This is a genomic window from Streptomyces sp. NPDC058773 (assembly GCF_042746015.1).
In the GTDB taxonomy this organism is placed as follows: domain Bacteria; phylum Actinomycetota; class Actinomycetes; order Streptomycetales; family Streptomycetaceae; genus Streptomyces.
On the sequence record NZ_JBHYPE010000058.1, the window covers coordinates 23,004 to 42,264 of the forward strand.

Annotated in this window: 14 protein-coding genes and 1 pseudogene; 12 read left to right on the forward strand and 3 right to left on the reverse strand. The window is 72.3% G+C overall.

Annotated elements, in window-relative coordinates; translation table 11 throughout:
* Positions 1–490: 490 nt before the first annotated feature.
* A pseudogene (locus ACFW5B_RS31750) lies at positions 491–727 on the forward strand (hypothetical protein); the annotation flags it as partial.
* A gap of 277 nt (positions 728–1,004) precedes the next feature.
* Here the strand turns inward: ACFW5B_RS31750 and ACFW5B_RS31755 are convergent.
* Positions 1,005–2,636 carry a PucR family transcriptional regulator gene (locus ACFW5B_RS31755; RefSeq protein WP_386447285.1) on the reverse strand — a complete coding sequence of 544 codons (1,632 nt, stop codon included), beginning with the start codon at positions 2,634–2,636 and terminating at the stop codon, positions 1,005–1,007.
* Positions 2,637–2,739: 103 nt separating this feature from the next.
* Positions 2,740–3,792 (reverse strand): LacI family DNA-binding transcriptional regulator, encoded by a 1,053-nt coding sequence (locus tag ACFW5B_RS31760; protein WP_386447288.1) that lies wholly within the window; start codon positions 3,790–3,792, stop codon positions 2,740–2,742.
* Between the two features lie 140 nt (positions 3,793–3,932).
* Here ACFW5B_RS31760 and ACFW5B_RS31765 point away from each other — a divergent pair, with 140 nt between their 5' ends.
* Complete coding sequence (locus ACFW5B_RS31765; protein WP_386447291.1) at positions 3,933–4,055, forward strand: hypothetical protein; 123 nt, start codon at positions 3,933–3,935, stop codon at positions 4,053–4,055.
* Positions 4,052–5,266 carry a beta-1,3-glucanase family protein gene (locus ACFW5B_RS31770; RefSeq protein ID WP_386447293.1) on the forward strand — a complete coding sequence of 405 codons (1,215 nt, stop codon included), beginning with the start codon at positions 4,052–4,054 and terminating at the stop codon, positions 5,264–5,266. Before ACFW5B_RS31765 ends, ACFW5B_RS31770 begins: the two co-directional genes overlap by 4 nt.
* Before the next feature lie 72 nt (positions 5,267–5,338).
* Here ACFW5B_RS31770 and ACFW5B_RS31775 read toward each other — a convergent pair whose 3' ends face one another.
* A complete protein-coding gene (locus ACFW5B_RS31775) occupies positions 5,339–7,150 on the reverse strand; it encodes a glycoside hydrolase family 15 protein (protein ID WP_386447322.1) in 1,812 nt (603 codons plus the stop codon).
* A 439-nt stretch (positions 7,151–7,589) separates the two neighbouring features.
* On the opposite strand from ACFW5B_RS31775, the gene ACFW5B_RS31780 reads away from it, so the two are divergent.
* The 9 genes from ACFW5B_RS31780 (at position 7,590) to ACFW5B_RS31820 (ending at position 18,984) form a co-directional block, all read left to right on the forward strand.
* A complete protein-coding gene (locus tag ACFW5B_RS31780) occupies positions 7,590–9,245 on the forward strand; it encodes a CTP synthase (protein WP_386447296.1) in 1,656 nt (551 codons plus the stop codon).
* Between the two features lie 95 nt (positions 9,246–9,340).
* Positions 9,341–9,967, forward strand: a complete 627-nt coding sequence (locus ACFW5B_RS31785; protein WP_386447299.1) for an NUDIX domain-containing protein — start codon at positions 9,341–9,343, stop codon at positions 9,965–9,967.
* A 232-nt stretch (positions 9,968–10,199) separates the two neighbouring features.
* Positions 10,200–12,326 (forward strand): tetratricopeptide repeat protein, encoded by a 2,127-nt coding sequence (locus tag ACFW5B_RS31790; protein ID WP_386447302.1) that lies wholly within the window; start codon positions 10,200–10,202, stop codon positions 12,324–12,326.
* A 168-nt stretch (positions 12,327–12,494) separates the two neighbouring features.
* Complete coding sequence (gene ald / locus ACFW5B_RS31795; protein WP_168483645.1) at positions 12,495–13,610, forward strand: alanine dehydrogenase; 1,116 nt, start codon at positions 12,495–12,497, stop codon at positions 13,608–13,610.
* 489 nt (positions 13,611–14,099) lie between these two features.
* Complete coding sequence (locus tag ACFW5B_RS31800) at positions 14,100–15,116, forward strand: ParA family protein (RefSeq protein WP_362610672.1); 1,017 nt, start codon at positions 14,100–14,102, stop codon at positions 15,114–15,116.
* Positions 15,101–15,766, forward strand: a complete 666-nt coding sequence (locus ACFW5B_RS31805) for a hypothetical protein (protein WP_386447306.1) — start codon at positions 15,101–15,103, stop codon at positions 15,764–15,766. Before ACFW5B_RS31800 ends, ACFW5B_RS31805 begins: the two co-directional genes overlap by 16 nt.
* A 214-nt stretch (positions 15,767–15,980) precedes the next feature.
* Positions 15,981–17,171, forward strand: coding sequence for a segregation/condensation protein A (locus ACFW5B_RS31810; protein WP_386447309.1), 1,191 nt, complete (start codon positions 15,981–15,983; stop codon positions 17,169–17,171).
* Positions 17,168–17,854 carry an SMC-Scp complex subunit ScpB gene (gene scpB / locus ACFW5B_RS31815; RefSeq protein ID WP_386447311.1) on the forward strand — a complete coding sequence of 229 codons (687 nt, stop codon included), beginning with the start codon at positions 17,168–17,170 and terminating at the stop codon, positions 17,852–17,854. Before ACFW5B_RS31810 ends, scpB begins: the two co-directional genes overlap by 4 nt.
* The gene (locus ACFW5B_RS31820; protein ID WP_386447314.1) at positions 17,854–18,984 is read left to right on the forward strand and encodes a pseudouridine synthase; all 1,131 of its coding nucleotides are present in this window, start codon (positions 17,854–17,856) and stop codon (positions 18,982–18,984) included. Before scpB ends, ACFW5B_RS31820 begins: the two co-directional genes overlap by 1 nt.
* Positions 18,985–19,261: the final 277 nt, after the last annotated feature.

The following is a 19,261-nucleotide window of genomic DNA, read 5'->3' on the forward strand; positions in this document are numbered from 1 at the left end:
CCGGCCACTTCGGTCACCCGGCCGCTTCGGTCACCCGGCCGCTTCGGTCACCCGGCCGCTTCGGTCACCCGGCCGCTTCGGTCACCCGGCCGCTTCGGTCACCCGGCCCCTTCGGTCACCCGGCCACTCCGGTCACCCCGTCCGGCCCCGCGGACCCGGCCGATAGGCTCCCCGGAGCCGGATTCATGTACGGCCCAAGGGTGTTCCTCCGTCGCCGCCCGGTCGCAGTACGAGAGGAGACCGCCGTGACAGCCGCGGTTGCGGGATTTGTGTTGTTCGCCCTGCTGGTGACGATGGCGCCGGGCCCGGACACCCTGCTGGTGCTGCGCAACTGTGTGCGCGGCGGACGGCGTAAGGGAGCCGCGACGGCCCGTCGGCGCCGCCGTCGGCTCGCTCGCCTGGGCGGTGGCCGCCGCGGTCGGGCCGTGCCGCGGCGCTGCAGCGCCGGGACGCCGCGTTCACGGTCGTACGGCTGGCGGGCGCCGCCTACTTGGTGCTGCTCGGCGGCCAGGCGCTCTGGGCGCACCGGCGCGCCGCCACGGCGACGACGCCCGCGGCCGCTCCCGGCCCGGACCCCTCCGACGCCCCGGGCATCTTCGGCGTCCAGGAAGCGGATGGCCGCGCCGCCGGGCCCCTCGCGCCCCCGCGTGCCTTCCGGCAGGGGCTGTTGAGCTGCCTGCTCAACCCCGAGGCCGGGATCTTCTTCGTGGCCGTGGTGCCGCAGTTCCTCCCCGAGGGGCACTCGGTGCTCGGCGCGGTCGACGCGGTGATCGCCGCGGGCCGGCTGCTGCTGGTCGTGGTCTGTGCGGGCCGGGTGCTGCGCCGGCTGCAGTACCCCCGGGTGCACCGCAATCCGGAGCGCACCACGTGCGGGGTGCTGATCGCGCTCGGTACGGCGACGGCGGCGGAGACCGCCGCGGGGCGACGCCGGCGCACCGGCAGCCCGTACGTCTGCCGGCGCACCGGCAGCCCGTACGTCTGCCCGCCCCGTTGGCAGCCGCCCGTTACGGCCTGTCCGTATGGCGCCGCGCGCGCAGCGCCAGTCGCAGGCCCAGCACCGTCTGTGGGTCGTCCAGATCCGTGCCCAGCAGCTGGGCGATGCGGGCCAGCCGGTCGTACAGGGTCTGCCGGTTGACGTTCAGGTCGCGGGCGGTCTCGGCCTTGCGGCCCGCGCTGGCCAGATAGGCCTCCAGCGTCGGCAGCAGCGGCTGACGGGCGGCCCGGTCATGGGCCAGCAGCGGCCCGATGGCGCGCTCCACGAAGTCGGTGAGCACACCCTGCTCGCCGTGTTCGCGCATCCGCCACAACAGCAGCTCGATATCCAGTCGGCGGGCGTCGTACCAGGGCTGTTCCGGCAGACCCTGGGCCGCGGCCGCCGCCTCCGCCGCGTGCTGGAGACCGGGGCCCGCCGCTGCCCAGTCGCCCGGCGTACCGACCACAACCACGGGGCGGTGCGCGGCCGGCCGGTCCAGGCCGGCGCGGACCACCCCGGCGCGCAGGGCCTCGGCGATCCGGTCGGCGAGCGCGTCGCGGTCCTGGCCCTCCCGCAGCGCCACCAGCACCGGAACCCGGCCTTCCACGGGGCGGACACCGAGCAGCACGGGCACTCCGGGCGCGGCGAGTTCCTCGCGCAGGGCCTGGGCGAGCAGGGCCCAGCTGCCGGGGGAGGGAAGCCCCGCGGGCAGCCGCATCACCACCGGGAGCACGGGCTCACTGCCGGGGCGGAAGCCCAGCAGGCGGGCCTGCGCGGGCGCCTCGGCAGCGGAGATCCGGCCCTCCGCCAGGTCGGCGAGGAAATCGCCGCGCCCACGGGCGGCGAGCACCTCCTCCTGGCGGGACTGGAGCATGACGACCGCGAGCAGATCGGCGGCCCGTTCGGCGGCGATCCGGTGCACCGGTGCCAAGGGGGCGTTGACCGGCAGCAGCACGAGCCGGGCGCGGACCGCGTCGGGGCCGTGGCCGCCGCCGGGCACATCGACCCGGAGGCCGGTGTCCCGCAGGCCCTCCCAGGCCAGCAGCGGGTCGGCGGCCGCGGGCCCGTCGTCGTCGCCGTCCGGGCCCGCCGCGTAGAGCGGGCTGCCGTCGGGCGCCTCCAGACAGAGCGGGTTGCCGGTGAAGACGGCCAGCAGCTGGAGCACCTCGGGGACGCCACCGCCGCGCAGCAGCACGTCCGTGCAGCGCCGCAGGATCTCGTCGGCGCGCCGCAGCAGGGCGTAGTGGCTGTTGATGATCTCGGTGTGGATCGCCTCGGTCACCGTGACGTACGGGACCTCGCGGTGCAGCTGGATCAGCGGCAGCCCGCAGTCCCGCGCTGCGTCGACCAGCGCGGCGGGCAGGGAGGAGAAACGGGAGCCCAGCTCCACGACGAGCGCGGCGATCTCGCGGTCCGCGAGCTTGCGGATGAAGGCGCGCTGTTCGGCCGGCCGGGCGCCGAGCCCGAGCCCGGTGGTCAGCAGCAGTTCGCCGCCCTTGAGCAGGGAGGCGATGTGCGGGACCTCGCCGGCGTGCACCCAGCGGACCGCGTGGTCCAGCCGGTCGCCGCCGGCCAGCACCTCCGGCAGACCGCGGCGCAGCGCCGGCAGCTCCAGCGCCCTGCGCACCGTGATCTCGGCTTCCATCTTCGCTTCCTGCCCCATGGCGAGGACGGTACCCGCTGTCCGCTATCCGGAGCTCCACGGTCCGGTTCGCGCTGCCGTGTGGCACGGGCCCGACCCGGCCGCCTCCCGGTGCCCGGCACCGTCACCCCGACTCCCGCACCACCAGCCGAGCCTCCGTGATCACCGGCGCGAGCTGCACCGCGTCCGCGTCCTCCGCCCGCCGCGGATCGAGCAGCCGCAGCAGCAGCCGGGCCATCAGCCGTCCCATCTCCTCCACGTCCTGCCGCACCGTGGTCAGCGGCGGATCCGCCCAGGCCGCCGGTTCCAGATCGTCATAGCCGACCACCGCCACGTCCTCCGGCACCCGCCGCCCGCGCGCCCGCAGGGTCCGCAGCGCACCGTTCGCCATCAGGTCGGAGCAGACGAAGACGGCGTCCAGATCCGGTGCGGCGTCCAGGAGTTCGGCCATCGCCCGCTCACCGCCGTGTGCCGTGAACCCGCCGTCCGCGATCAGCCGCGGATCCGGCTCCGCCGCGCCCAGCGCCTCGCGGTAGCCGTCGAGGCGGTCCGCCGCGGAGGTCTGGTCGAGCGGTCCGGTGATCACGGCGATCCGGCGGTGGCCGCGGCCGAGCAGATGGCGTACGGCCTGCCGGGCGCCATCGCGGTTGTCGGTGTCGACATACAGCGGCCGCGGCGCCCCGCCGGCGCCCGCCCAGCCGGGCCGGCCGCCGTAGACAGTGGGCAGCCCGGCGCGTTCGGCCATGGCGGGCAGTGGGTCGCCGCGGTGCAGCGAGAACATCAGCGCGCCGTCGACGTGCCCGCCCGACAGATAGCGGCCGATGCGTTCGTAGTCGGCGCGGTGCTCGACGAGCATCAACAGCAGCTGGGTGTCGGCGGCGGCCAGCTCGCGGCCGATACCGCGCAGTTGGCGTCCGAAGAACGGATCGCTGAAGACCCGGGTCTCCGGCTCCGCGATGACCACGGCGACCGCGCCGGTGCGGCGGGTGACCAGCGAGCGGGCCGCGCTGTTCGGTACGTAGCCCAGCTCGGCGACCGCCTGGCGCACCCGCTCCCGGACCGCGTCCCGTACGCCCGCACCACCGTTGACCACCCGGGAGACCGTGGCCCGGGAAACCCCGGCGCGGGCCGCGACCGCCTCCAGCGTCGGCCGTGGGCCGTTCGGCTCGGACACCATGCAACTCCTTTTCCTGCACTGTCACTTGACGGTCTGCCATCGAGTCGGCAGGGTGCACAGCGCACACCATGGGAGCGCTCTCAGTCCGCATGCCCCAGGAACTCCTCACGACCCCCACCGTGCCCCGAGGAGAGAATGTCATGAGCATGAGCATCAGGTCCGGGTGCCGGGCGATCTCCGGCCGACGGTCCGCCGGAACCCGTACGGGCCGGACCGCCACCCCCACCGACCGGCACACCGCCCGGCAAGGAGCCGCCTCGTGATCACTCGTCGCAGCCTGCTCGGCGGTCTCGCCGCCGCTTCAGCCTCCGGAATCGCCCTGACCGGCCGCGCGAACGGCGCGCCCGCCCCGGCCGCGGCCTCCCGCGGTCCCGTCCGGTCCGCCGCCTCGATGCCCCTCCACCTGGTCAACAACTCCGGCGCGTACGCCAACTCCTCGGTCTGGGTCTATATCGTCGGCAATGACGGCACCCAGCAGGTGCACGTCACGCCCGAGGGTGAACTCAAGCCGGTCGCAGTGGCCGACAACGGCTCCGACGGCTTCACCGACTACGCCGTCCCCCTCGCCGCGAGCGGCACCACGACCCTCCAGCTGCCGCAGATGTCCGGCCGGATCTACACCGCGCTGGGCGGCAAGCTGAAGTTCAAGGCGGTCGAGGACGGCAACGGCAAGGCCGCGCTGGCCTACCCGGCGGGCTGGGTCGCCGGCGACCCCAACTACGACGTGCTGCACGACTGCGCCGAGTTCACGTACAACGCCGGTGGGATGTACTGCAACACCACCATGGTTGATATGTTCAGCGTGCCGCTCGCGCTCCAGCTCACCGGGGCCGAGCAGCAGACCACCGGCACGCTCAAGGACGGTGCCCGCGCCAGGATCTTCGCCGACATCAAGGCCGCCGAGGGCTTCGACCGCCTGGTCATCGACGACAAGCGGGTGATCGCCCCCGGCCACGGCCTGGACAGCGGACTGTTCGCCGGCGACCACCTCGCCCCCGCCATCGACGAGGCCTGGTCCGCCTACGCGGCCAAAGACCTGTCCGTCACCACGAACGCGGGCACCTTCACCGGCCGGGTCCGCGACGGCAAACTCGTCTTCACGGTCCCCCGAGGCCTCAAGGGCCAGGGCGGTGCCCCCACGCGCACGATCACCTTCGACAAGCCCTCCACCCGCGACGTCCTTTTCTGCGACGGCACCCTCGCCGCTCCCAACGACGGCACCCTCGGTCCGGTGGCCGCCGTCCTGGGCGCCGCCCTCAACCGCGCCACTCTCGCCTCCCAGGCACACCAGCCCACCACCGACCCGGCCGCCTTCTACCAGCAGAAACTGGCCAACCACTACGCCAAGGCCATGCACGCCGCGACCCGGGACGGCAAGGCGTACGGCTTCGCCTTCGACGACGTCGCCGGCTTCGCCTCGTACATCGAGGACACCGCGCCGAAGGAGATCACCCTCACCCTGACGCCGTTCTGACACGGAAAAGGTGCCGCCCGGAATCCGGACGGCACCACAGAACCCCGGGCGGTGAGCGGCCCAAGGGGGCCGCTAACCCCCGTAGGCCCCGCTGGCCGTCAGCCGCAGCGCCGTGTCGATCAGCGGGACATGGCTGAACGCCTGCGGGAAGTTGCCCACCTGCCGCCGGCCCTTGGGGTCCCACTCCTCGGCCAGCAGGCCCAGGTCGTTGCGGAGCGAGAGCAGCTTCTCGAAGAGCTTGCGGGCCTCGTCGACCCGGCCGATCATCGCGAGGTCGTCGGCGAGCCAGAACGAGCACGCCAGGAACGCACCCTCCTCGCCCTCCAGCCCGTCCACGCCGAGATCGTCCGCACCGGACGTCGGGTAGCGCAGTACGAAGCCGTCCTCGGTGGACAGTTCCCGCTGAATCGCCTCGATGGTGCCGATGACGCGCTTGTCGTCCGGCGGCAGGAACCCCATCTGCGGGATCAGCAGCAGCGAGGCGTCCAGCTCCTGCGAGCCGTAGGACTGGGTGAAGGTGTTGCGCTCCTTGTCGTAACCCTTCTCGCAGACGTCCCGGTGGATCGTCTCGCGCAGGTCCTTCCAGCGCTCCAGCGGTCCGTCGACATCGCCGGACTCGATCAGCTTGACCGTACGGTCGACCGCGACCCAGGTCATCACCTTGGAGTGGACGAAGTGCCGGCGCGGACCGCGGACCTCCCAGATGCCCTCGTCCGGCTCGTCCCAGTGCTTCTCCACCCACTGGATCAGCTTGATCTGGAGCAGCGAGGCGTAGTCGTTGCGGGCCAGCCCCGTCATGTGCGCCAGGTGCAGCGCCTCGGTGACCTCGCCGTAGACATCGAGCTGCAGCTGTCCCGCGGCGCCGTTGCCGACCCGCACCGGACGGGAATTCTCGTACCCGGGAAGCCAGTTGAGCTCGTTCTCACCCAACTCCCGCTCACCGGCGATGCCGTACATGATCTGCAGGTTGTCCGGGTCGCCGGCCACCGCCCGCAGCAGCCACTCCCGCCAGGCCCGCGCCTCTTCGCGGTAGCCGGTGCGCAGCAGCGAGGACAGGGTGATCGCCGCGTCCCGCAGCCAGGTGAAGCGGTAGTCCCAGTTGCGCACCCCGCCGATGCACTCCGGCAGTGAGGTCGTCGGCGCCGCCACGATCCCGCCGGTCGGCGCGTACGTCAGCGCCTTCAGCGTGATCAGTGAGCGCACCACCGCGTCCCGGTAGGGGCCGTGGTACGTGCAGTGCTCGACCCACTCGCGCCAGAACTCCTCGGTGGCCTCCAGCGACCCCTCCGGGTCGGCGACGGCCGGCGGCTGCTTGTGCGAGGGCTCCCAGCTGATCGTGAACGCGATCCGCTCACCCGGGGAAACGGTGAAGTCGGAGAAGGTCGTCAGGTCCTTGCCGTAGGTCTCCGCCTCGGTGTCCAGCCACACCGAATCGGGCCCGGCCACCGCCACCGTACGGTCGTCGATCTTGTGCACCCAGGGCACGACCCAGCCGTACGAGAAACGCATCCGCAGCTGCGAGCGCATCGGGACCCGTCCGCTGACGCCCTCCACGATGCGGATCAGCTGCGGCGCCCCGTCACGGGGCGGCATGAAGTCGATCACGCGGACGGTGCCGCGCGGGGTGTCCCACTCCGATTCCAGGACGAGCGAATCGCCCCGGTAACGCCTGCGGTCGGCCGGTGCGGGCCGCCCCCCGGGACCGTTGACCGGCCCCATCCGCCAGAATCCGTGCTCCTCCGTGCCCAGCAGCCCCGCAAAGACCGCCGGGGAGTCGAAGCGGGGCAGGCACAGCCAGTCCACCGTGCCGTCCCGGCACACTAGAGCGGCGGTCTGCATATCGCCGATAAGTGCGTAGTCCTCGATGCGCCCGGCCACGTGCATCTCCCGTCGAACTGGAGTCACGCCCCCCATGGGACGTATGTATTGGTCCGTCCTGCCCATGAAACGTCGCCGAGCAGCGGGACCGGAAATCGGGCTGGGGGCACCGTCCAGCGGTAGCTGGGGGAGGGTGCTGCCTTCCCGGACGGCTCGTCGCGAGTGTCCGAGCAGGATACGACGCAGGTGGGTGATCCGCGTGATGCTCGCACGGACTGAAGTGCTCCGAACGGGTGGCCTCCGTCACGTGACACCGGCACCCGACCGGCACCGCACGGTCACCCTGTGTGGCCGGGCGCGACCATGCCCGGTCGCTGATAGCCTGGTACCCCGTGGACCGGTGGGCACGAGAACCCCCGAACCGCAGCGACGGCACCCCTGAAATCTCCGGACGGCGCCGCCTCGCACCTCTCCACCTCGCGACCACGGGAGCCCCCTCTTGGCCATGCCGCCCAAATCCACGACGACCAAGCACCTCTTCGTCACCGGGGGCGTCGCCTCCTCGCTCGGCAAGGGGCTCACCGCCTCCAGCCTGGGTGCTCTCCTCAAGGCGCGGGGCCTGCGGGTCACGATGCAGAAGCTCGACCCGTACCTCAATGTCGACCCCGGAACGATGAACCCGTTCCAGCACGGCGAGGTCTTCGTCACCAACGACGGCGCCGAGACCGACCTGGACATCGGCCACTACGAGCGGTTCCTCGACGTCGACCTCGACGGTTCGGCGAACGTGACCACCGGCCAGGTCTACAACACCGTGATCGCCAAGGAGCGCCGCGGTGAGTACCTCGGCGACACCGTGCAGGTCATCCCGCACATCACCAACGAGATCAAGCACCGCATCCGGCGGATGGCGACCGAGGACGTCGACGTCGTCATCACCGAGGTCGGCGGCACCGTCGGCGACATCGAGTCGCTGCCGTTCCTGGAGACCGTCCGCCAGGTCCGCCACGAGGTCGGCCGGGACAACGTCTTCGTCGTGCACATCTCGCTGCTGCCCTACATCGGCCCGTCCGGTGAGCTGAAGACCAAGCCGACCCAGCACTCCGTCGCCGCGCTGCGCAACATCGGTATCCAGCCCGACGCGATCGTGCTGCGCGCCGACCGTGAGGTGCCGACCGCGATCAAGCGCAAGATCTCGCTGATGTGCGATGTCGACGAGGCCGCGGTGGTCGCCGCGATCGATGCCCCGTCGATCTACGACATCCCCAAGGTCCTGCACACCGAGGGCCTGGACGCCTATGTCGTGCGCAAGCTGGACCTGCCCTTCCGGGACGTGAACTGGACCCAGTGGGAGGACCTGCTCGACCGCGTCCACAACCCCGACCACGAGGTCAGGGTCGCTCTGGTCGGCAAGTACATCGACCTCCCCGACGCCTACCTCTCGGTCACCGAGGCGCTGCGGGCCGGCGGCTTCGCCAACAAGGCCCGGGTGAAGGTGAAGTGGGTCACCTCCGACGACTGCAAGACCCCGGCCGGGGCCGCCGAGCAGCTCGCGGACTGTGACGCGGTCTGCATCCCCGGCGGCTTCGGCGACCGGGGCGTGGACGGCAAGGTCGGCGCGATCACCTACGCCCGGGAGAACAAGCTCCCGCTGCTCGGCCTGTGCCTGGGCCTGCAGTGCGTGGTCATCGAGGCGGCCCGCAACCTCGCCGGCATCGAGGGCGCGAACTCCACCGAGTTCGACCCGGCGGCCGCCGACCCGGTCATCTCCACGATGGCCGAGCAGATGGACATCGTCGCAGGTGAGGGCGATATGGGCGGCACGATGCGGCTGGGCATGTACCCCGCCAAGCTCGCCGAGGGCTCCATCGTCCGTGAGGTCTACGACGACCAGCCCTACGTCGAGGAGCGCCACCGCCACCGCTACGAGGTCAACAACGCCTACCGCGGCGAGCTGGAGAAGAAGGCCGGCCTGCAGTTCTCCGGCACCTCCCCGGACAACAAGCTCGTCGAGTACGTCGAGTACCCGCGCGAGGTCCACCCCTACCTCGTCGCCACCCAGGCGCACCCGGAGCTGCGCTCCCGCCCGACCCGCCCGCACCCCCTCTTCGCCGGACTGGTGAAGGCCGCGGTCGCGCGCAAGACGGGCGCCGCGAAGTAGCGGACACCACGGCGGATACGGTTGCCGGGGTACGGCCTCCCGCAGGTCGTGCCCCGGTTTCTGCGTTGGTACAGGCACACACAGGAGGACGCGCCATGGCGATCAAGGACACCCCCGAGGAGTGGACGGTCACCGCGACCACGACGCCGTTCACCGGGAACAAGACCAGCGTCCGCACCGACGAGGTCGTCATGCCGGACGGCTCCACCGTCACCCGCGACTACCAGGTCCACCCCGGTTCCGTCGCCGTCCTCGCCCTCGACGACGAGGGCCGGGTGCTGGTGCTGCGCCAGTACCGCCACCCCGTGCGCCAGAAGCTGTGGGAGATCCCCGCCGGGCTGCTCGACATCCCCGGTGAGAACCCGCTGCACGCCGCGCAGCGCGAGCTGTACGAGGAGGCGCACGTCAAGGCCGGGGACTGGCGGGTGCTGACCGACGTCTACACCACGCCCGGCGGCTGCGACGAGGCCGTACGGATCTTCCTCGCCCGCGATCTGTCCGAGGCCGAGGGGGAGCGCTTCGAGGTCTCCGAGGAGGAGGCCGACATGGAGCTGGCGCGGGTGCCGCAGGACGAGCTGGTCCGTGGCGCTCTCGCCGGTGAGCTGCACAACAACTGCCTCGTCGTGGGCGTGCTGGCCCTCACCGCGGCGCAGGGCGGCGCGGGCCTGGAGGCGCTGCGCCCGGCCGACGCACCGTGGCCGGCCCGCCCCTTCGAGGCCTGATCACCGGGCCGCCGGCGCCGTATCACGAGCCGGTCGGATGATCCACCGATCCGATCGGGTGAGGTAACCGCCCCTCACTGCACGGGACGTGACGGGGCGTGAACTACGCTCGCTGGGGCGTGCCCCCAAAGTCCCGTCGTTCGCCCGGAGGGCGGGGCTCGCGGCGTCCGGCACGCCCAGCGTCCGCCCCGGCGGCGGATTCGTACGCGCAGGTGGACGGGAGCGTGAGCCGGTGACGGACCAGGCGGTGGGCGGGGGGCAGCTTCCCCCGGAGGCGGCCGAAGTACCGGTCACGACAGCGCCCGGACCGCGGGCCGCGGCGCCCCGCCGGGACGGTGCCGCCCGCCCCGCCGTTCCCGCCGCCACCGCCGGATTCGTCGGGCGCCGCCGTGAGCTCAAGGCGCTGCACGCCGACATCGCCCGCGCCGGCCTGGACACCCTCTCCGGCCGCAAGGGCGCCCGCAGCCGGGTGCTGCTGATCGCCGGCCGCCCCGGTTCCGGCCGTACGGCCCTGGCCGAGGAGCTGCTGCGGGAACTGGCCGGCGACCATCCCGACGGCGTGCTGCGGGCCACCCTGACCGGGCCGGACGGCGCACCGGCCGACACCGGGCGCACCGCGCGTGAACTGCTGGCCGCGCTCGGCGACGGCGCCCCGCCGGGCGCCGCCGAGGACGAGCTGACCGAGCGGCTGCGCGCGGCGCTCGCCGGCCGCCGGGCGCTGCTCTTCCTCGACGACGCACCGGGCGCCGACCAGGTCGAACCGCTGCTGCCGGACGCCCCGGACTGCCTGGTCGTGGTGGTCTCGCAGGGGCCGCTGACCGGCATTCGGGACGTCCGGCCGTGCGCGCTGGGCGGTCTGGACGGCGTGGCCGGGGTCGCCCTCCTCAGCCGGTACGCCGGACCGACCCGGATCACCGTCGACCCGCGGACCGCCGACAGCGTGGTGGAGGACTGCGGCGGCCAGCCGGCCGCGCTGGTGCTGGCCGGCACCTGGCTCGCCGCCCGCCCGATGTCCTCGGTCGCCGACCTGCGCCAGGCACTGCACGCCGTTCCGCTGCCGCCGGACCTGCCCACCGGCGCCCGGCCGCTGTTCCGCGCCTTCCGCCTCACCCATGACACGCTGCCCGCGCCCGCCGCCCGGATGCTGCGGCTGCTCACCCTGGCGCCGGGCGGCCTGGTGGACGCGCACATCGCCTCCGCGCTGGCCGGCTGCTCGGTGGCCGCGGCGGCCACGACCCTGGGCGAATTCGCCGGGCTCGGGCTGCTGCACCCGGTCGCCGCCGGGGACGACGAGGTCCCGGGCGCCCGTGTGCCGGACGCCGCCCTGTACGCCCCGTACCGCCTGGCCGGATGCCTCGCCCCGTTGGCCCGCGACCTGCTGACCGAGCACGAGCGCCCGGCCGAGGTCCAGCTGGCCCGTGCCCGGATGCTGGAGCGGACCGTACGGCTGCTGCAGTCCTGCCGGGCGAGGGGCGAGCCGGCCGATTCCCCCGCCCGGCAGAAGACCGCGGGGCTGCCGCGCGCGCTGCGCTTCGGCTCCCGGGCCGCCGCCGCACACTGGCTGCGCAGCCGCCGCAGCGCCCTGCTCGACGCCGCCAGGATCGCCGTCGCGGACGGTGAACTCGACACCCTGGACCGGCGGTTGATGGCCGCGCTGACCCGGACGCTGCTGGTCCACCAGGGCCCCGAGGCCGCCGCCCCGGACCTCTACGCGCTGCACGAACTCGTCCTCCGGGTCGCCGAGCGGCGCGGGATGCCACGGGAGCGGGCCGCCGCGCTGCTGAACCTCGGGGACCTGGACGGCCAGGCGGGCCGGACCGTGCAGGCGCTCACCCGCTACCGGGGCGCACTGGAGGCGGCCCGCGAGGTGAAGGACCCGGTGGCCACCGGCCGGGCGCTGGAGTCGCTGGGCGGTGGCTACGCCGAGCTGGAGGACTGGCAGCGGGCCGCCGACTGGTACGGCAGGGCGCTGGAGCTGCGGCTGGCCCGCGGCGAGGCCGGTGACGCGGCGCGGCTGCACGGCCGCATCGGCGGCGCGCTCGCCTGCGCGGGCCGGTGGGCCGAGGCGCTCAAAGCGTGGCGGGCGGCCGTCGGGACCTACCGCCGGCTCGGCGAGCGGGCCGGACAGGCGCGGGCGGCCGGTGAGCTGGCCCGCGTGCAGGAGTGCGCGGGGCGTCCCGAGGACGCGCTGCGCACCTGTCTCGAAGCCCTGGACCTCGCCCGGAGCGCGGATGACGAAAAGCTGGAGGCGGCCCTGCAGCTGCGGATCGCGGACACCCTCGACCGGCTCGGCGACCCCGCCGCGGCACGGCTCCATCGCATGGCCGGAGAGCGACTCCTTGGAGATCATCCGGAGTGACCTACGAAATCGGTGGTGCTTCTCGCAAGAATTAATGCTTTGCAAGGCTAGACAAGAGGAGCTCCTTCAATAGACTGGCTGGACCGCGTTCGGCGCGGCCAGTTCCGTCATGCAAGGCATGAGGGGATAATTCCTCCTGCACCCTCTCTAGCAAGGACCGTGATCGACGTGAAGGTCGGCATCCCCCGCGAGGTCAAGAACAACGAGTTCCGCGTGGCTATCACGCCCGCCGGAGTCCACGAGCTCGTCCGCCACGGACACCAGGTCTTCATCGAGAAGGACGCCGGTCTCGGCTCGTCCATCACGAATGAGGAGTACGTCTCCGCCGGTGCGTCCATCCTGGACACCGCCGACGAGGTCTGGACCACCGCTGACCTGCTGCTGAAGGTCAAGGAGCCGATCGCGGAGGAGTACCACCGCCTCCGTAAGGACCAGACGCTCTTCACGTACCTGCACCTGGCCGCTTCCAAGGAGTGCACGGACGCCCTGCTGGAGTCCGGCACCACCGCCATCGCCTACGAGACCGTCGAGACGGCCGGCCGCCAGCTGCCGCTGCTCGCCCCGATGTCCGAGGTCGCGGGCCGTATCGCCCCGCAGGTCGGTGCCTACCACCTGATGCGCCAGGCCGGCGGCCGCGGTGTGCTGCCCGGTGGCGTCCCCGGTGTCCACGCGGGCAAGGCCGTCATCATCGGCGGTGGCGTCTCCGGCTGGAACGCGCTGCAGATCGCCGTGGGCCTCGGCTTCCACGTCACCCTGCTCGACAAGGACATCAACAAGCTCCGCGAGGCCGACAAGATCTTCGGCACCAAGGTGCAGACGATCGTCTCCAACGCCTACGAGCTGGAGAAGGCCGTCGTCGACGCCGACCTCGTCGTCGGTGCCGTCCTGATCCCCGGCGCCAAGGCGCCGAAGCTGGTCACCAACGAGCTCGTCGCCAAGATGAAGCCCGGAAGTGTGCTTGTCGACATCGCGATCGACCAGGGCGGCTGCTTCGAGGACTCGCGTCCCACCACGCACGCCGAGCCGACCTTCCCGGTCCACAACTCGGTCTTCTACTGCGTCGCCAACATGCCCGGCGCCGTGCCGAACACCTCCACCCACGCGCTCACCAACGCCACGCTGCCCTACATCGTGGAGCTGGCGAACCGCGGCTGGGTCGAGGCGCTGCGCCGTGACCCGGCGCTGGCCAAGGGCCTGAACACGCACGACGGCAAGGTCGTCTACGGCCCCGTCGCCGAGGCGCACGGCCTGGAGCACGTCGAACTGCGCACCCTCCTCGGCTGAGTCGTCAACGACGGACGTCAACGCCGCACCTCCGGCCGGGCCTTGTCGACAAGGCCCGGCCGGTTGCGTGTCCGGCCACCGGAACGTTGTACTCCGGTTCGTCGGCACCCAACTCGCCGCGAACGTAACCCTTTAACCGATTCGCGCACCCCTGAAACATCGGTCCGATACCGCTTGCGCCCTTGACATCACGGGGTCCGGTTACCGACACATCGTGCCGGGTCCGGTGGATTGTGTTGCTGCGGACGCCCGACACGCCATAGAGTCGCCAACCGTCGGCATGGTGCCACGCTGACCTATCGATAAAGTTTCCTGGTCACGTCCAAGGAGGTAAGACGACTTGTGAATGAGTCGACATTTACTCCCGGAGGCGGTCAACCAGGAGTGGTTGCACGGGACCAGGGTCCCTCGGGGCGCGAGGCTGTCGGCTCCGTTGCGGTCCATACCTTCGCAGCCCATCAGAGTATTTCCACGACAGCCCACCAGAGCATGGACGGCCATCACGTGAACGCCATGGCCGGCGACCGGGGCAGTGGAGAACCCGCCCGTCTCGCCGACTACGACGACCTGCCCGAGGGGCACTTCTACGATCCGGACGCGGAGTACGAGCCGGACCCCGAATACGCCGCGACGCTCGCGCCGGACGCCGCGCGACAGCGCCGCGAACGCGTCGGCCCGACCGGACGCCCGCTCCCTTACTTCCCCATCCCGGGACCGCTGTCGGACCACGGCCCCGCCAAAATCATCGCGATGTGCAACCAGAAGGGCGGGGTCGGCAAGACCACCTCGACCATCAATCTGGGCGCCGCACTCGCCGAATACGGACGACGGGTGCTGCTCGTCGACTTCGACCCGCAGGGCGCCCTCTCGGTCGGACTCGGCGTCAACCCGATGGAGCTCGACCTGACGGTCTACAACCTGCTCATGGAGCGGGGCATGTCGGCCGACGAGGTGCTGCTGAAGACCGCGGTCCCCAACATGGACCTGCTGCCCAGCAATATCGACTTGTCCGCGGCAGAGGTGCAGCTGGTCAGTGAGGTCGCGCGCGAGTCGACGCTCCAGCGAGCGCTGAAGCCGCTGCTGGCCGACTACGACTTCATCGTCATTGACTGCCAGCCCTCCCTCGGCCTGCTCACCGTCAACGCCCTGACGGCGGCTCACAAGGTCATCGTGCCGCTGGAGTGCGAGTTCTTCGCGCTGCGCGGTGTCGCGCTGCTCACCGAGACGATCGAGAAGGTCCAGGAGCGGCTCAACCCCGAGCTGGAACTCGACGGCATCCTGGCGACGATGTACGACTCCCGCACCGTGCACAGCCGTGAGGTCCTGGCGCGTGTCGTCGAGGCCTTCGACGACCACGTCTACCACACCGTCATCGGCCGTACGGTCCGCTTCCCGGAGACCACCGTCGCGGGCGAGCCGATCACCACGTACGCCTCCAACTCCGTTGGTGCCGCCGCCTATCGCCAGCTCGCCAGGGAGGTGCTCGCCCGGTGTCACGCCGAGTGAGTCTGCCGGGAGCCGACGAACTGTTCCGTACCACCGGGGGAGTGGGGCTGCAGCCCTCCAGCCCCCGCCGGCCGGCGAACGGCGCCCCGGCCAACGGTGAGGCGCCCCGGGTACCCGCACCGGCCGGCGAGCCCGATCCGGCGGCGGAGGGGCAGGAGGCGGCCACCGCGGTACGGCAGCGCCGGCCCGGCACCGGCGGCTCGGACACCCCGGCGGCGACCGCCGGTGACGGCGGACCGGCCACCCCGCCCCGGGTGCCCGCCGTCGGCCCCCCGGCCGAGCACGGCGGCCGCGAGACGGACGGCGACACCGCCAAGGGCCACCGGGCCAAGGCGGGCAAGGGCAGCCAGGCCGGTTCCGACCCGGCCGCCGCGGCCGCGCAGGCCGGTGGCCAGGGCCGCCGCCGCGGCGGCACCCGCGGCGCCAACCGCCGCCCCAGCGGCCGGGAACGGCACGACGAGAAGATCACCGTCTATGTCTCCGCCGAGGAGCTCATGGATCTCGAACACGCGCGGCTGGTGCTGCGCGGCGAACACGGCCTCGCCGTCGACCGCGGCCGGATCGTCCGCGAGGCGGTCGCCGTCGTCCTCGCCGACCTGGAGTCGCGCGGCGACGCCAGCATCCTGGTGCGGCGGCTGCGGGGCCGCTGACGCCTCTGCCCGCGCCCTGTACAGGCGGACGGCCCGGCACCGCCGGCCCACCGTCGTGGCCGCCCGCCGGCCACGGCCCAGAATTCCTGCGACGGCCGCCGCGGTGCGGAAACGTCACGCCGGGCGGGCCGGGATAGCCTGCCTCCTCGGCGGGCCGTCCCGCCCGTGACCAGCCCGTCGCCCCCGGCACGGGACCGCAGCACCATGGACCACGATGCCGACGACCAACGACGAAGCCGCCACCCCCCGCGCCCGCAGACCCCTGGGCCGGGGGCCGGGCGCGGGTCCGGCGGCACCGGACGGGCCCGGTGGGCTGGACGAACCCGGAGGGCCGGACGGGGACGGGGCGGCCGAGGCGCTGCCGGAGGTTTCCGACGGGCCGGGGCCGGAGCCCGAGCCGCAGACCGCGGCGCCGACGGCCGTTGCCGGGGAGGCGCCCGGGACCGCCGTCGACGCCACGCCTGCCGATGCTGCCTCCGTGGACGGCGATCACGGCAAGTCTGGCGAGGACGGCGAAAGCGACGACCCCGGCAAGGAAGACGGGGAGGAAGACGGGCAGGGCCAGGACGGCGACGGCCGTTTCACGCTCCGGCTCGACAACTTCGAGGGCCCCTTCGACCTCCTCCTCCAGCTGATCTCGAAGCACAAGCTGGATGTCACCGAGGTCGCGCTGTCCAAGGTGACCGACGAGTTCATGGCGCACATCCGTGCCATGGGGCCGGACTGGGATCTGGACCAGACCACGGAGTTCCTGGTCGTCGCGGCGACGCTGCTGGATCTGAAGGCGGCCCGGCTGCTGCCCGTGGCCGAAGTGGAGGACGAGGCGGACCTCGCGCTCCTGGAGGCCCGCGACCTGCTCTTCGCCCGGCTGCTCCAGTACCGCGCCTACAAGCGGATCGCGGACATCTTCAGCGGCCGGCTGGCGGACGAGGCCCGGTGTCACCCCCGTACGGTCGGCCTGGAGCCACGCCTCGCCGAGCTGCTGCCCGAGGTCGTCATCAGCACCGGCGCGGAGGGCTTCGCCCGGCTCGCGGTGAAGGCGATGCAGCCCAAGGCGCGGCCGCAGGTCTACGTCGACCACATCCACGCCCCGCTGGTGAGCGTCCGGGAGCAGGCCGAGGTGGTGATGGCGCGGCTGCGCGAGGCGGGCGAGTGCGGCTTCCAGGAGCTGTGCGCGGATGCACCGGACACCCTCACCGTCGTCGCCCGCTTCCTGGCCCTCCTGGAGCTCTACCGGGAGCGGGTGGTCGTCCTGGACCAGGACGAGGCCCTGGGGGCGCTCACGGTCCGCTGGACGGGCGCGGAGGGGGCCGAGCCGGTGGTCACCGACGAGTTCGACCGGGAACCGGGACAGCGCGCCGCAGAGGCGGAGCGGACGGCGCCGGCAGGAGAGGAGCGGGCATGAGCGACGAGGCGTACGACATCACGGAGGCCGGTGCGGACGGCACCCCGGGCGGGCGGTCCGGGGCACCGGCCGGGACGCCGCTCGTCGCCGAGCTGGAGCTGAAGCCCGCGCTGGAGGCCGTCCTCATGGTCGTCGACGAGCCCGCGACCGAGGAACACCTGGCCAGGGTGCTGGAGCGGCCCCGCCGCGCGGTCGCTCTGGCGCTGCGCGAGCTGTCCGACGACTACACCCGCCAGGGCCGTGGTTTCGACCTGCGGCTGGTGGCCGGCGGCTGGCGGTTCTACTCCCGCGCGGCGTACGCGGACGCCGTGGAGGGCTTCGTCCTGGACGGCCAGCAGGCCCGGCTGACCCAGGCCGCGTTGGAGACTCTGGCCGTGGTCGCGTACCGTCAGCCGGTCAGCCGTTCCCGCGTCTCGGCCGTACGCGGCGTGAACTGTGACGGTGTGATGCGCACGCTCCTCCAGCGCGGCCTGGTGGAGGAGGCGGGGACGGAACCTGAAACAGGTGCGATCCTGTACAGGACGACGAATTACTTTCTGGAGCGGATGGGCCTGCGCGGCCTGGACGAGCTCCCTGAACTCGCACCCTTCCTCCCGGAGGCGGACGCGGTCGAGGGCGACTCGCCGGAAGGTATCCCGTCGTTCGACGTAGACGACAGCGGCGACTCTCAGACGGATCATTGATGCGAAGCAGCGGCAGGAACAACGACAGCGGGCGGGGCAACTACCGCGGCGCGGGTGGGGGCACATCCCAGCCGAAGGCTGGGGGAAAGCGGGACGACAAGCAGCAGCGCGCCGGTCGTCCCCGTCCGGAGGAGCGCCGCTACGACGTGGGCGGAACCGGCGGCCCCGGCGGCAAGGACGAGCGCGGCGGCGGCAAGAGCGGCGGCAGCCGGGGCGCTGCGGCCCGCGGCGGTGCCAAGGGTGGTCCGCGTACGGGCGCCAAGTCCGGTCCCGGTGCCAAGGGCGGCCCGCAGCGCGGCCGTGGCCAGGCGCCCGCGCGCCCCCGCGAGTACGACGCCCAGATCGAGGAGCGCAACCGCGCCCGCCACAACAAGCCGCAGGTCAAGACGCCCAAGACGTTCGGCGACCAAGAGGGCGAGCGGCTGCAGAAGGTGCTGGCCAGGGCCGGTATGGGCTCCCGCCGCGCCTGCGAGGAGCTGATCGACCAGGCACGGGTCGAGGTCAACGGCCGGATCGTCATGGAGCAGGGCGTCCGGGTCGACCCGGAGAAGGACGAGGTCAAGGTCGACGGCCTGACGGTCGCCACCCAGTCGTACCTCTTCTTCGCGCTGAACAAGCCCGCCGGTGTCGTCTCCACGATGGAGGACCCCGACGGCCGCCAGTGCCTGGGCGACTACGTCACCAACCGTGAGACGCGGCTGTTCCACGTCGGCCGGCTGGACACCGAGACCGAGGGCATCATCCTGCTCACCAACCACGGTGAGCTGGCCCACCGCCTGACGCACCCGCGCTACGGCGTCCAGAAGACCTACCTGGCCGCGATCCAGGGTCCGCTCCCGCGTGACCTCGGCAAGCAGCTCAAGGACGGCATCCCGCTGGAGGACGGCTACGCCCGCGCCGACCACTTCCGGGTCGTCGAGAACACCGGCAAGAACTATCTCGTCGAGGTCACCCTCCACGAAGGCCGCAAGCACATCGTGCGCCGCATGCTCTCCGAGGCCGGCTTCCCCGTCGACAAGCTCGTCCGCACGAGCTTCGGCCCGATCGCCCTGGGCGACCAGAAGTCCGGCTGGCTCCGCCGCATGACGAACACGGAGGTCGGCATGCTGATGCGAGAGGTTGAGCTTTAGGCCCTGCGTTCTGCTTTCTTCCCACGTTTTCGGCTTTCCCGCCGTGGTGGTTGCTCGCCGGTTGTGGCCCGCTTCGCGGCGCCCTCGCCGTTGCGCCTGCGGCGGGGCGGGGGTCCGCTGCGCGGGGCTGTGGTTCCCTGTGTTTTCGGCTGACTCGTCGTTGCGCCTGCGGCGGGCGGGTGGTTGTTGGGTGCGGTGACGGGCCTCCGGGGTCTGGTGTGTGGACTGCTTCGCTTTACGTCCACACACCAGGCCCCTCCCGCCCCTCCCCTCCCCG